Annotated in this window: 10 protein-coding genes; 5 read left to right on the forward strand and 5 right to left on the reverse strand. The window is 69.6% G+C overall.

What is annotated here, in order from left to right; genetic code table 11:
- Nucleotides 1–61: 61 nt before the first annotated feature.
- Nucleotides 62–1,366: an extracellular solute-binding protein gene (locus B1729_RS17110; RefSeq protein WP_163633981.1), complete on the reverse strand. Its 1,305-nt coding sequence runs from the start codon at nucleotides 1,364–1,366 to the stop codon at nucleotides 62–64.
- Between the two features lie 171 nt (nucleotides 1,367–1,537).
- Between B1729_RS17110 and B1729_RS17115 the strand changes: the two genes are divergently transcribed.
- Nucleotides 1,538–2,578, forward strand: coding sequence for a LacI family DNA-binding transcriptional regulator (locus tag B1729_RS17115; RefSeq protein WP_239539697.1), 1,041 nt, complete (start codon nucleotides 1,538–1,540; stop codon nucleotides 2,576–2,578).
- 37 nt (nucleotides 2,579–2,615) lie between these two features.
- Here B1729_RS17115 and B1729_RS17120 read toward each other — a convergent pair whose 3' ends face one another.
- Nucleotides 2,616–3,542, reverse strand: coding sequence for a LysR family transcriptional regulator (locus B1729_RS17120; protein ID WP_163633983.1), 927 nt, complete (start codon nucleotides 3,540–3,542; stop codon nucleotides 2,616–2,618).
- 214 nt (nucleotides 3,543–3,756) lie between these two features.
- On the opposite strand from B1729_RS17120, the gene B1729_RS17125 reads away from it, so the two are divergent.
- Nucleotides 3,757–5,475, forward strand: a complete 1,719-nt coding sequence (locus tag B1729_RS17125) for an IlvD/Edd family dehydratase (RefSeq protein WP_163633985.1) — start codon at nucleotides 3,757–3,759, stop codon at nucleotides 5,473–5,475.
- A gap of 43 nt (nucleotides 5,476–5,518) precedes the next feature.
- Here the strand turns inward: B1729_RS17125 and B1729_RS17130 are convergent, their stop codons facing one another.
- Nucleotides 5,519–6,775, reverse strand: coding sequence for a GGDEF domain-containing protein (locus B1729_RS17130; RefSeq protein ID WP_163633987.1), 1,257 nt, complete (start codon nucleotides 6,773–6,775; stop codon nucleotides 5,519–5,521).
- A 188-nt stretch (nucleotides 6,776–6,963) separates the two neighbouring features.
- Nucleotides 6,964–7,848: a helix-turn-helix transcriptional regulator gene (locus tag B1729_RS17135; protein ID WP_163633989.1), complete on the reverse strand. Its 885-nt coding sequence runs from the start codon at nucleotides 7,846–7,848 to the stop codon at nucleotides 6,964–6,966.
- 122 nt (nucleotides 7,849–7,970) lie between these two features.
- On the opposite strand from B1729_RS17135, the gene B1729_RS17140 reads away from it, so the two are divergent.
- Nucleotides 7,971–8,957, forward strand: coding sequence for an aldo/keto reductase (locus B1729_RS17140; protein ID WP_163633991.1), 987 nt, complete (start codon nucleotides 7,971–7,973; stop codon nucleotides 8,955–8,957).
- Nucleotides 8,958–9,012: 55 nt separating this feature from the next.
- On the opposite strand, the gene B1729_RS17145 is transcribed toward B1729_RS17140, so the two are convergent.
- Nucleotides 9,013–9,903, reverse strand: coding sequence for an AraC family transcriptional regulator (locus B1729_RS17145; protein WP_163633993.1), 891 nt, complete (start codon nucleotides 9,901–9,903; stop codon nucleotides 9,013–9,015).
- Nucleotides 9,904–10,023: 120 nt separating this feature from the next.
- Here B1729_RS17145 and B1729_RS17150 point away from each other — a divergent pair, with 120 nt between their 5' ends.
- Complete coding sequence (locus B1729_RS17150; protein WP_163633995.1) at nucleotides 10,024–13,011, forward strand: DUF5107 domain-containing protein; 2,988 nt, start codon at nucleotides 10,024–10,026, stop codon at nucleotides 13,009–13,011.
- A gap of 116 nt (nucleotides 13,012–13,127) precedes the next feature.
- A partial coding sequence (locus B1729_RS17155; protein WP_345770827.1) for an ATP-binding cassette domain-containing protein occupies nucleotides 13,128–13,615 on the forward strand: 488 nt, incomplete at its 3' end.

Below are 13,615 nucleotides of genomic sequence, written 5' to 3' on the forward strand. Positions count from 1 at the left end.
CTTTCCGTTGGGTGATGACTGTGGCCGGGCGAGGTCTCGCCCGGCCACAGCGGGGATGCTGCTACTTGAGGTCGGCCTGGACGAGGCCCATGAACTCCTCAGGGGTGATCGCACCCGTGACGAGCTGAGACGCGTTCGACTGGCTCGTCGTTGCGGCCTTGGCGTCGAACAGCGCCTCGAACCACAGCACGCTCTGCTCGGTGGCCGCGATCTTCTCCTGGATCATCTCGGTCAGCGGCGGCAGGCCATCGACGGGCGTGTTCGTCGCGAAGCCGGTGATGACGCCCTGCGACCCGAGGGACTCGGAGCCGAAGTTCTCGGCGATGCATCCCAGCCATGCTGCGGTGTCGTCGTCGAACGTCGCCTGCGACATCGCCAGCGGCACGCCGACATTCGCGGCGAGCTGGTCGCTGCTGCCGGCGCCGCCCTCGACCTCGGGGAACGGCATGAAGCCGATGTTCTCTGCGCCGATCTGGTTCTGGGCCTCGTCGTTGAAGTTGGCGAGGATCCAGCTGCCCATGTAGAACATGCCCGCCTGCCCCGTGAGGAACTGGTTGACGGCCGTCATGTAGTCGATCGATCCGACCGAGGGGCCGAAGTAGCCGGCTGCACCGAGCTCTGCCACGGCGGCGGCAGCTTCGACGTACTCCGGGTCGGTGAGCTCCGCGTCGCCGTCGGCGACCTTCTGCAGCGCGTCGGGGCCGAGCGAGCGGTACAGGTAGTTGCCGACGAGGCGCGTCAGCGGCCACCCGTCCTGACCGTCAGCCGAGAACGGGATCACGCCGGCGTCGTTGAGCGTCGCGGCGGCCCCGGTGAGCTCGTCCCACGTCGTGGGCTCCTCGATGCCGAGCTCGGCGAAGAGCGCCTTGTTGTACCAGATGCCCTCGACGTTCAGCTCCGTCGGCAGCACGAACACCTCGCCGCCGTAGAGCGCCTCGATCGTGGAGCGAGCGGCCGGCAGGATGTCGTCGGCGGCGCCCAGCTCGTCGAGCTCGGCGGCGATGTCGACGAGCTTGTCGCCCGTCTGCAGGTCCTTAGCGACCTGAGGCGAATTGCCGCTGGCGAACACCGACGGGAGTGCGTTCTGACCTGCGAGGAGCTGGAGCTGCTGGTCGTAGCTCGCCTGCGGCTGGGTGCTGACCTTCAAGGGGAGAGCGTCGTTCTCGTCAGCGCAGCTGTCTTCGCTGAGCGTGGTGAGGGTGTCCTGGATGCTGGTGTTCTCTGCGAACGAGAGGTACGAGAACTCGCTGGGAGCGGCTGCCTCGCCGCTGCCGCCACCCGCACACGAGGTGAGTGCGAGAGTCGTGACGCCGATCGCGGCGCCGAAGAAGGCGAGGCGGCTCGCCTTGGTACGTGCTGTGGTCACAGTTCCTCCTTGAATGCGGCCTCAATTGAAGCGCTGCAATCGACAGTAGGAGGGGCGTTGATGGCGGCAAAGCCAGCACGGCATGGCATCTTCGATAGCGGTTATCGACCGATTCGATACCGGCTTCGCCCTCGTTCTGAAGCGCTGCAATCCTGTGCGTAGGATCGTGGGGTGATCTCGACGACCATGAGGCGGCGGCCCGCCGATGCCGTGGGGATCGACGACGTCGCGGCGTTCGCCGGTGTGTCCCCCTCGACGGTGTCGAACGTGCTGAACCATCCCGAGCGGGTTTCACCATCGACTCAGGAGAAGGTGCAGCGGGCGATCTCCGTACTCCGCTACGTGCCGAACGGTGCGGCGCGGTCGCTGGCTGCAGGCGGCAGTCGCACCGTCGGCCTCGCGCTCTCCGATCTCGGCAACTCGCTCTTCGTCGACATCGCGCAGGGCGCAGAGGCGCACGCCGGCGAGTTGGGCGCGTCGGTGATCCTCGCCAACAGCGGAGGGGAGCTCGAACGCGAGAGGCGAGCGCTCGCGGTGTTCGAGCAGTCGCTGGTCCTCGGGTCGTTGCTGACGCTCAACGACGCCCAGCACTTCCGCGCGATCGCCTCCCGCGCTCTCGGCCGCACGCCGCTCGTGATGCTGAACTATCACGACACCTCGGCGCAGTTCTGCAGCGCCTTCATCGACAACGCGTTCGGCGGGCAGCTGGCGACGAAGCACTTGTTGGATCAGGGGCGCCGCCGTCTGGTCTTCGTCGGCGGGCCGGGCTCGTTGCAGCCCGTCGCCGATCGCCGCGACGGCTTCCTGCGCGCCCTCGCCGAGGTCCGGCTCGCGCCCGTCGATGCCGTCCAGCCGGAGTGGATCAACCGTGCCGACGGCTGGAACGTCGGTCGGACTCTGGCCCCGCGCGTCGCCGCGGGTGAGATCGACGGCGTGGTCGCGGCATCCGATCTGCTCGCGGCGGGCATTCTGCAGGCGTTCGCCGAGTCACCCGGGATCAGCCTGCCCGACGACGTGAGCGTCATCGGGTACGACAACAACCAGGCTGCCTGGGATGCCCCGGTGCCGTTGTCGACGATCAGTCAGCCGGGCGAGGAGCTCGGAGCGACCGGCATCCGGTTGCTGATGCGAGAGCTCGAGGACGCCGACCACGAGCACGAGGCCGTCCGGCTCGTGCCGACGCTGGTCGAGCGTCGCAGCACGCAGCGCTGACGTGCACGCGGACCGGAGCCGGTCTGTACTCCCGGCCTCATCGCTCCGTCAAGATGCCACCGGCGCGCACGAAGATGTCGCGCATCCACGCGTGGGCGGGATCGTTCCGGTACGCGGGATGCCACCACAGCGCATTGGACAGGGGAGTCGCCTCGAACGGCGGGTCGAGCAAGGCGACGCCATCGAACCGCTCGATCAGCCGGGCGATACCGCGCTGCACCATGGCCAGCCTGCTGGTGCCGATGACGAACTGGGGGACCGCGAGGAAGCTCTCGACGACGACTTCGACGCGGGGCTCCAGCCCGAGCTGCTGTAGCTGGCGGCTCGCGGACGTGAACGCCGTGCGGGTCTGGTACGTGAGGACCCAGCTGGCGCTCGCGAGGTCGTCGAGGGACAGTCCGCGGCCGACGGCGGGGTGGTCTCCTGACGCGACGACCACCCACTCGTCCCGCCACAGATCGGTGAACGGCAGATCCGACAGGAAGCCGTGCGGGAGGACGATGCCGTCGACGGAGCGCAGGCGTTCAGCCGCGTCGTCGACGATGGTGGGGGTGTGCAGCAGGAATCGGAAGCGGATGTCGGGAGCCAGACCGTGGCTCAGCCGGGCGACGACCGGAGCCACCGTGGCCATGCCGTAGTCCGACAGGTAGATCGAGAACTCCCGCGTCGAGTCCGACGGGTTCCAGTCCGCTTCGATCTCGAAGACGCGACGCGCGCCCTCCAGAACGGTCGGCACGAGCTCGGCGAGCCGCGCGCCGAGTGGTGTGAGGTCGTAGGTGTTGCCCCGGCGGGCGAGCAGCTGGTCGCCGAAGTGCGTGCGAAGTCGAGCGAGCGATGCGCTCAGAGTCGGTTGGCTGAGGTGGAGTCGCTCGGCTGCGCGGCTCACACTGCGTTCGCTCAAGAGGGCGTTGAGCGCCACGAGCAGATTCAAGTCGAGACGCGACAGCGGCGCTTCGGCGTTCATGTCGTCCTCGGAACCCGCTCCCGGAAATCGCCCTTGAGTATCGACCGAGTCTATAACTGCAGCGGTGGGATTGGGGTGGTCGATGGTGGGCCAACCGCCGACGACTCGCGCGATCATGGCGCGGAGCCGGTGCCGGTGGTTCAGTAGGTGGCACGGTCGCCGCCGACTCGAGCCGGCGACGAGCCCGGACGTGATTTCCGAAAGCTGGTAGATGATGGCGTCACATCTCCGGAGCTCCGAGTGGTATTCGGCAGGCGACAGGAACGCCTACATCCATCGCGCGTGGATGCGGCGGGGAGTTCCCGACACCGCATTCCGGGGTCGTCCGCAGATCGCCATCGCCAACACCGCCTCGGATCTCACGCCCTGCAACGCGCACCTCGACGAGGTGGCGCAGTCGGTCAAGAACGGCATCTACGAGGCGGGCGGCATCCCTCTGAACCTTCCCGTGGTGTCCCTGGGCGAGACGCAGGTGCGCCCGACGGCGATGCTGTGGCGCAACATGATGGCCATGGCGACGGAGGAGATGCTCCGTGCCAATCCGATCGACGGCGTGGTGCTGCTGGGCGGCTGCGACAAGACGATCCCGGCGCTGCTCATGGCCGCGGCATCCGTGGATCTTCCCGCCGTCGTGATCCCCGGCGGCCCCATGCTCACCGGCCACTTCCGCGGCGAGGCGCTCGGCTGCGGAACGGATGTCTGGCGCCTTAGCGAGGAGGTGCGCGCGGGCACGCTCAGCGAGGCGCTGTTCAACCGGTCGGAGTCGTCGATGATCCGGTCGAAGGGGCACTGCAACACGATGGGGACCGCCTCGACCATGGCGCTCGTCGCCGAGGCGCTCGGCACGATCGTCCCCGGTCTCGCCGGCACCCCGGCGCCTGACAGCCGGCTGCTGGAGGCCTCGCACGAGACGGGGAGGCTCGCGGTGCGGCTGGTCGAACAGGACCGCCGCCCCTCGACGTTCCTCACGAAGGCGAGCTTCCACAACGCGATCGTCGCGCTCGCCGCGATCGGCGGCTCGACGAACGCGGTGGTGCACCTGCTCGCCATCGCGGGCCGTCTCGGCATCGACCTGACCATCGACGACTTCGACCGGATCGGCGCAGACGTGCCGCTCCTGGTGAACCTGCAGCCCGCCGGCCGCTACCTCATGGACGACCTGTACCGGGCCGGCGGGTTCCTCGCCGTGCTGCGCGAGGTGAAGGACCTGCTGGACCCGACGGCGCTCACGATCACCGGCCGCCCGCTCGTGGACTACCTCGACGACGCGCAGATCTGGGATGCCGATGTCATCACGCCGCGCGCGCAGCCCCTGCTCCCCGCGGCGGGGATCAGCGTCCTGCGCGGATCGCTGGCCCCGGGAGGCGCCATCATCAAGCCCGCGGCCGCGTCCCCGCACCTGCTGAAGCACCGCGGCCGCGCGGTGGTCTTCGACTCGATCGAGGACTTCCATGCCCGCATCGACGACCCCACGCTCGACATCGACGAGGACTCGGTGATGATCCTCCGCGGCTGCGGGCCCATGGGGTACCCGGGCATGCCGGAGGTGTCGAACATGCCGCTGCCGAAGAAGCTGCTCGAGAAGGGCGTGCGCGACATGGTGCGCATCTGCGACGGACGGATGTCGGGCACCGCCTACGGAACCGTCATCCTGCATGTGACCCCCGAGGCGGCCGCCGGCGGGCCGCTGGGACGGGTGCAGACGGGCGACTGGATCGACCTCGACGTCCGCAACCGTCGCCTCGACGTCGAAATCCCCGCCGACGAGCTCGCCGCGCGGGGTGTGAACGACGCGACCGTGCAAGGCTTCGCGAACCCCCGCCGCGGCTGGGAGCGCCTCTACGTCGACCACGTCATGCAGGCCGACACCGGGGCCGACCTCGACTTCCTGGTCGGGTCGAGCGGCTCGAAGGTCTCGCGCGAGTCGCACTGAGGACCATCGTCCCTCGGCGCTCGCGCGCTCGATGCCGGAGGTCTTAGTTCTCGGCGAGCGCGATCCTGTTCCCGCCGGCGGCCTTTGCGCCATACATCGCCAGGTCTGCGCGGCGGATCAGCTGCTCGGCCGGCGACTGGCTGCCCTCGGGGGCGATCGCTACTCCGATACTCGCGCTCAATCGCTGATGGGTGGCCGGCCGCGTCAGATCACCGCGGAGCAGATCAAGGATCCGCTGGCTGAGTGCGAGAGCTTCGGGTTGCTCGGAGATCTCACAGACGACGACGAACTCGTCGCCGCCGTACCGGGCAACGAGGTCACCTGCGCGCACACCGGACAGGAGGCGTTGTGCGACATCCCTCAGCATCCGGTCGCCGGCCTGATGGCCGAGTCGGTCGTTCACACCCTTGAAATCGTCGAGGTCGATGAACAGCACCGCGCACCGCGAAGCGCCGACGATCTGGTCCATCTGGGTCTCCAGGAGCCGCCGGTTAGGGAGGCCGGTCACCTCGTCATGGCTCGCGGCGTGCGCGAGCTGGGCCTGCAGTCGAAGCGTGGCGAGCGCTTGTGCGGCCTGCCCTGCCAACGCCTCCGCCAGCGGCGTCGCCTCGTCGTCGAATGTGCGTTCGTGATGGAACCAGCTGACGAACGCGCCGAAGTCCGCCTCCTCATGGTGCAGCGGCGCGGCGATGAACGCGCGGACACCGGCCGCAGTCATCGCGGGTCCGAGCCCGGCGACCATTCGCTCGCCGGTTTCCGCGTCGAGGACCTTCTCAACCCGGCGTGCTGCGCTCACGGACCTGAGAAGCGGCCCGAGGTCGATCCGACCGTCGAAGGCGTCGGTGCCGGCGGCGATCGCATACGTTCCGTCGGGCTCTACCAGGTAGACCGCCGACGTCTCGGCGCGATAGGCCCGGGCGGTTGTATCGGCGAGGATGTCCGCGAGCCGCTCTTCGGTGGTCGCGGATGAGAACGCGATGGACGAGTCCATCACCAATTGGAGCCGAGTACGCGTGCGGTCTGCGAGCGCGTAGCGCCGGCGCAGGTCGGTCAATGCACGGAACCTTTCCGACGCCTCCTCGATGACGAGGAAATCCCCTTCGGAGCGTGGGTGGCGACTCACCATGACCGCCCGTTCGCGATCGCGGGCGTGGACCATCATCCACGGTCCCGGCCCGGCGCCGGCCGGGAGCAGATCACCCGGTGCAGGGACGAGAAGCTCGTCAACCGATCGGCCGACCATCTCGTCAGCGCTCGTCCCGTACCACTCCCTGAACCAGCGATTCGCCTCAGCGATCACGCCCGACCGCTTCAAGCGCACAACACCCGCCGGGAGCGCATCTGCGCTGCGTCGTTCCACGCATCCTCCCTCGGGCGGCGTCGGCGGCGTCGAGCGAGCCGGTGTTCGAACCATACAGGTGAGCGGGGCGCGTAGGCACCTCGAGCGCGCAGTCGCAGCTTCCCTCGACCTGGCACGCCCGGGCGGTGTCAGTCGTGCTGGGGGAGTGTCTCGTGCCGGGGTGCGGGGGCGTCGGTGGTGGCCGCCCAGGTCGCGAGGAGCTTCAGCGCGTCCTCGGAGGATGAGCCCGGTTCGGCCGTGTAGGTCGACAGCTGCAGGCCCAGGTCGGCGGGAAGCTCGAAGGCTTCGTAGGTGAGTTCGAGGTCGCCGACGACGGGGTGGTGGAGGCGTTTGACGCCGGTGCGGTGATAGCGGACGTCATGCGCGGCCCACAGCGTGCGGAACGTCTCGGATCGGGTGGACAGTTCGCCCACGAGGTCGGTGAGTCGCTTGTCGAAGGGGTTGCGGCCGGCGTCGCCCCGCATGGCGGCGACGAACTCCTGGGTGACCTTGTCCCAGTCGAGGTAGAAGTCGTGCGCGGCGGGGTTGAAGAACGCGAACCGGGCGCTGTTGGGCGCGGGCTCCGCGAACACGGGTGAGTAGAGCGCACGGCCCAGGCGGTTGGCGGCCACATAGTCGTAGTAGTTGTCGCGGATGATCGCAGGCGCGTCGGTGATGGCGTCGAGCAGTCGCTGGATGCTGGGACGCACGGTCGTCGTCGTCTGGCGCGCCTTGCGGGCGACGGGGGACGCGTTGGCGGCTCGGGCGAGGTCGTGCAGGTGCGCGGTCTCGGCGTCGTCCAGCTGCAGCGCCCGGGCGAGAGACTGCAGGACGGTGTCTGACACGCCGGAGAGGTCGCCGCGCTCGAGGCGCGTGTAGTAGTCCACGCTCATTCCCGACAGCAGCGCGACCTCTTCGCGACGCAGCCCGGGCACGCGCCGGTTGCCGCCGAATGCGGGCAGTCCCGCCACGTCGGGCGTGATGCGTGCGCGCCGGGTGGTGAGGAACTCGCGCGCTTCGCTGCGGTGATCCATGTCCTCGACCGTACGCCCGTCTTCTGACCCGAGGGGGGTACTGACGGTACCGGTCACGCCTGTCACTGCCGGAGGAGCACGCGTGCGCGTTGAATGGAGGCAGTTCGAGAACCGGAGGAATCATGCACACGAGAGAACTCGGCCAGGGACTTCAGGTCTCGGCCATCGGACTGGGCGCGATGGGGATGTCGATGTCGTACGGGCCGAACCCCGGCGACCGCGACGACATGATCGGCGTGCTGCGGTATGCCGTCGAACAGGGGCTCGCGTTCATCGATACCGCGGAAGTGTACGGCCCGTATGTCAACGAAGAACTCGTGGGCGAGGCGATCGCCCCGATCCGGGACCAGGTCGTCGTGGCGACCAAGTTCGGCTGGAACATCGTCGAGGGGCGGATGCTGGGCACCGACTCGCGTCCGGAGCAGATCCGCCGCGTCGCCGACGCGTCACTCCAGCGCCTCGGCGTCGAGGCCATCGACCTGTTCTACCAGCACCGTGTAGACCCCGATGTCCCCATCGAGGACGTCGCCGGCACGGTCGGCGAGCTGGTCGCGGCGGGCAAGGTGAAGCACTTCGGTCTCTCCGAGGCGGGCGCCCAGACGATCCGCCGCGCACACGCGGTGTTCCCGGTGACCGCGGTGCAAAGCGAGTACTCGCTGTGGACCCGCGACCCCGAGACCGAGGTTCTGCCGGTGTGCGACGAGCTCGGCATCGGGTTCGTGCCGTTCAGCCCGCTCGGGAAAGGCTTCTTCACCGGCACCGTCACCCCGGACGCGAAATTCGAGGCGGGCGAGATCCGGGCGCACGTCCCGAGGTTCCAGGCCGAGAACCTCGCAGCGAACCAGGCCCTCATCGACCACGTCGCCGCCCTCGCCGCCGCTCGCGGCGCCACCTCGGCGCAGGTCGCGCTCGCCTGGCTGCTCGCCCAGCGGCCCTACATCGTCCCCATCCCCGGCACGCGCCGCCGTGAGCGGGTCGACGAGAACGCCGCCGCGACGACGGTCGGCTTGTCGGCCGACGACATCGCCGACCTCAACGCTCTGGTCGTGCGCCTCGGCGTCGCCGGCGACCGCTACGACGAGTCGGGCATGCGCATGGTCGCGCGCTGAGAGCTTCCCAAGGACCTGGTCGCGGCGCTCGGCCGGTGTCTGGGCGCAGCGCAGGTCACCCCTTGTGCTGCGCCCGGTACTGGGTCGGACTGACGCCGTGCATCCGCCGGAAATGGCGGGAGAAGTACAGCGGGTCGGCGTAGCCGACGGCCGAAGCGATCTCACCGACGCTCACCGTGGTCGTGTCGAGCAGGCTGCGCGCGCGCGCCATCTTCACCGAGGTGTGGAACGCAGCGGGACCGCTTCCGGTCGCCCGGCGGAACAGCGCGCTCAGGTGGGAGGGCGACATGCCCACCATCGCGGCCAGCTCGCCCACCTGGATGTTGCTGTCGACGCGAGCCTCGAGGAAGTGCATCGCTCGTTCGATGGGCGAGCCCTCCACCGGAAGGATGCTGTCGGCGACCACCCGCGTCAGCAGCTGCCACGCCACGCCCGAGGCCGCGAGCAGGTGCGCGGGGGAGTGACGTCGCTCGAGCAGGCTCACGAGCTCGTCGAACAGCGCAGCGACGCCGTCGATCGCGCGCAGGCTGGTGAGCGGGCGGGGGATGCCGAGCAGCGGCCCGGTCAGCTCGGAGACGTCCGTGCCCCGGACATGCATCCACCAGATCGTCCATGGATCGTCGAACGACGCCTGGTAGTCGTGAGGCTGGTGAGCCGGGATGGTGATGCAGGTGCCCGGCGTGAGCGCATACGCCGTGCCGGCGATCCGCACGACGCCGGCACCCGCGACGCACAGGATCACGATCGTCTCTGCCGCGCCGTTCGTGCGAGTCCGCCGGTGGCCTCTCGCAGCGGGGAAGTGTCCGGCATCCGTGACGGTCATGCGCCGCGTACCCGCCCGCTCGAGAGCCGCCTCGACCTGGGGTCGGGGGACGACGCAGAGGCGTTGGTTCTCGAAGCCGTCCTTGCGATAGAACGGTTCGCCGGTGATCGGTGTTTCGTCCATGAAGTCCCTCATTCTCACCATACCTCCGCGTGCGGACGGCTCGTAGCGTCGTATCCGCTCGCAACGTTCGCGAAAGATTCCCACCCGGCACTCCGCCGCAGTCTCCCGAGGAGGTCAGCGATGACCGCTGAACGGACGGACGTCGACACCGTGGACAGAGGCCCGGTTCTCGATACGTCGCACGATCCCCATGAGAAGCTCCGGCTTCCCGATCTCCCCGCCCACCTCGAGGCGGCGCTCGGGCGAGGAGAAGCCGTCGCCTGGCGTGAGCCGCTGACCATCCGCACTTACGAGCCCGGTGAGCCGAGCCGCTACCCGATGTTCCTCGACCACCGGGTGTATCAGGGATCGAGCGGCAAGGTGTATCCGCTGCCGTTCACCGAGAGCGTCTCCGATGAGCCGACGCTGCGCGACTGGGATGCGATCCATCTCGAGAACGAGTACGTCCGCGTCGTCGTGCTGCCGGAGCTGGGCGGTCGCATCCACATCGGCTACGACAAGACCAACGGCTACGACTTCTTCTATCGCAACAACGTGATCAAGCCTGCCCTGGTAGGGCTCGCAGGGCCGTGGATCAGCGGGGGCGTCGAGTTCAACTGGCCGCAGCACCATCGGCCGGCGACGTACCTTCCCGTCGAGGCATCCATCGAGTACGACGACGACGGCACGGTGACGGTCTGGTGCCACGACCACGATCCGTTCGCCCGCATGTCGGCGCAGCACGGCGTGCGGCTGCGTGGGGGCAGCTCGGTCGTCGAGCTGGCCGTCCGGCTGCACAACCGGACAGACGAGCGTCAGACCTTCCTCTGGTGGGCGAACGTCGCGGCTGCGGTCCACGACGACTACCAGTCGTTCTTCCCCGAGGACGTGCGCTACGTCGCCGATCATGCCCGCCGCGCGCTCACCGCCTTTCCTGAGGCGGACCGGCCGTACTACGGCGTCGACTATCCGGCGCTCGCGCAGACCGCCCCCGATGCGAACCGCATCGACTGGTACAAGAACATCCCGGTGCCGACGTCGTACATGATCGTCGACTCCGGCCAGGACTTCTTCGGCGGGTACGACCACGCCGCCGGCGCCGGTTTCGTGCACTGGGCCGAGCGTCGGCTGTCGCCCGGCAAGAAGCAGTGGACGTGGGGGACCGGGCCCCTCGGGCAGGCGTGGGACGCGCAGCTCACCGACGGCGACGGCCCCTACGTCGAGCTCATGGCCGGCGTCTACACCGACAACCAGCCGGACTTCAGCTGGCTCCTCCCCGGCGAGACCAAGGTCTTCACTCAGTACTGGTATCCGATCCCCGCGATCGGCGCCGCGCACCAGGCCACGCCCGACGCGGCGGTGCACGTGGACCGCGACGGCACGTTGGCGGCGTCCTTCGCGGTGACGCGATCGCACCGAGGCGCGCTCGCGCGCATCGTCCGCGACGGCGAGGTGCTCGCCTCGCAGAACGTCGACATCGACCCGGGCGTGCCCTTGCGGCTCGAGACCGACGCGCGATACGACGGCCAAGAGGCGATCGCGGCCGAGCTGCTGACATCGGCGGGACAGCTCCTGGTGCGGTGGAGCCCGACCGTCGTCGGCGACGAAGAGCCCTGGGTCGCCGAGGAGCCCCCCGCTCCCGACGCGATCGACTCCGTCGAGGAGCTCTACCTCACGGGCCTTCACCTCAGCCAGTACCGTCACCCGACGCGCTCGCCGCTGGCGTATTGGAACGCCGGCCTCGAGCGTGATCCCGGTGATATCCGCATCAACCTCGCGCTCGCGGACCGGGACTATCGCGCCGGAGACTACGTCACGGCTCTGGGGCGGGTGGAGACGGCGCTGAGGCGGCTCACCCGTCGCAACGCGAACCCGGTGGATGCCGAGGCGTTCTACCTGCAGGGGCTGGTGCTGCGCCGGCTCGGGCGGATCGCCGAGGCCGAGCAGGCCTTCAGCAAGGCCGGCTGGGACGGCACCTGGGCGGCGGCAGCAGGGTTCGCCCTCGCCCAGTCGCTGGCGTACCGGGGCCAGAACCGCGCCGCACTGCGCGTCCTCGACACCCTCGACGGGGTGGTCGGCCACGACGCACGCCGTGTCGCCCTCCGCGCGATCCTGCTCCGCCGCTCCGGAGCGGACACGGATGCCGAAGCCGTCCTGCTGCGTGCGCTCGAGGCCGATCCCCTCGACGCCACCACCAGGGCGCTCGCGGGTCGACCCCTGACGGACGAGGCCGGGCTGCTGCTCGACGTCGCGTTGGACCTGCGCAATGCCGGAGCGCTGGACGAGGCGCTGCAGGTTCTCGAGTGGGCGTCGACGGCAGCGGCCGCCTGGTCCGGGAATGTCCGCCCGATCGCGCACTACATCGCCGCAGCGCTCCACGAGACACGCGGCGACACCGCCCGTGCTGAGGAGGAGCGCGAGCGCGCCCGGGACTCCGACCTGACGCGAACTTTCCCGTTCGGGCTCGATGCGCTCGACGCGCTCGAGGCGGCACTCGCGGCGGACCCGGATGACGCCGTGGCGCATTCGCTGATCGCGATGCTGCTCTACGCGCACGGGCGGCGCCCCGAGGCGCGCGCGCACTGGGATCGGGCGATCGCGCTCGGACGCGTCGACGCCGTCCTCTTCCGCAATGCCGCGCTCGCCGCCTACAACATCGGTCACGACGACGCCCGCGCCTGGGATCTGTATGAGCGAGGGGTCACGGCCGCGCCCGACGATGCCCGCCTCCGGTACGAGCAGGACCAGCTGGCGATCCGGCTCGGACAGTCCCCGTCGGAGCGCCTGCGCCGGCTCCGGCCGGTGGAGACCCTCGTGCTCTCTCGCGATGACTTCACGATCGAGTACCTGCACCTGCTCGTCGACGCCGGCGAGGCGCAGCGGGCGCTCGAGGTGCTGCTGACGCGATCCTTCCACCCCTGGGAGGGCGGCGAAGGCCAGGCGATCGCGGCATGGGACGCGGTGCTCGCGGCCAACGGCCTGCCGCAGACCGACCCGCCCGCGACCCTGGGCGAGGCGCGCCTCCAGCACGTTCCGCCCGTGGCCCGCCACGCCAGCGGGGAGACGGACTACTTCGCCACGAGCCTCCCTGAGCTCCTGCTGTTCGCGCGCGAGACGACCGAGGACTGATCGGGCCCGTCACCGCTGCCGGACCCAGCGGGGACCGTAGGCTGAGCGTGACCGAGGAGGAGCCCAGGTTGATAGAGGTAGCTCGCCTGACGCGACACTTCGGTTCTCGCGTCGCCGTGGACGATGTCAGTTTCACGGTGGTTCCTGGCAGCGTCACAGGGTTGCTCGGCCCCAACGGCGCGGGCAAATCGACCACGATGCGCATGATCCTGGGCTTGGATCGGCCGACCTCCGGCACGGCGCTCATCGACGGCGCACCGTTCTCCCACTCGAAGGCACCGATGTCGACGGTGGGCGCGCTGTTGGATGCGACCGCGGTGCATCCTGGCCGCACCGGCCGGACGCACCTGCGTGGGCTGGCGGCCACCAACGGCATCGGCGACCGTCGGGTCGACGCGGTGCTGGCGATGACCGGATTGACGGATGCCGCGGCGCGGCGCATCGGCACCTACTCGCTGGGGATGCGTCAACGGCTCCGCCTCGCCGCCGCCCCGCCCGGCGGTCCGGCGGCCCCCCGGCCCGGCGCGCCGGCGGACCGGCTGGGGCCCCGCGGAGGGGCCTGGGGGCGGGGACGCGCGCGGGCACCCCCCGCGGGGGGGCGGGG

This window comes from Microbacterium sp. B35-04 (assembly GCF_010634885.1).
In the GTDB taxonomy this organism is placed as follows: Bacteria; Actinomycetota; Actinomycetes; order Actinomycetales; family Microbacteriaceae; genus Microbacterium.

Excerpts from the sequence above, each read along its gene's own strand:
- B1729_RS17135 (WP_163633989.1), bottom strand. The coding sequence starts at position 7,848 with ATGGATCACCGCAGCGAAGCGCGCGAGTTCCTCACCACCCGGCGCGCA.
- B1729_RS17120 (WP_163633983.1), bottom strand. The coding sequence starts at position 3,542 with ATGAACGCCGAAGCGCCGCTGTCGCGTCTCGACTTGAATCTGCTCGTG.
- B1729_RS17150 (WP_163633995.1), top strand. The coding sequence starts at position 10,024 with ATGACCGCTGAACGGACGGACGTCGACACCGTGGACAGAGGCCCGGTT.
- B1729_RS17140 (WP_163633991.1), top strand. The coding sequence starts at position 7,971 with ATGCACACGAGAGAACTCGGCCAGGGACTTCAGGTCTCGGCCATCGGA.
- B1729_RS17125 (WP_163633985.1), top strand. The coding sequence starts at position 3,757 with ATGGCGTCACATCTCCGGAGCTCCGAGTGGTATTCGGCAGGCGACAGG.
- B1729_RS17145 (WP_163633993.1), bottom strand. The coding sequence starts at position 9,903 with ATGGACGAAACACCGATCACCGGCGAACCGTTCTATCGCAAGGACGGC.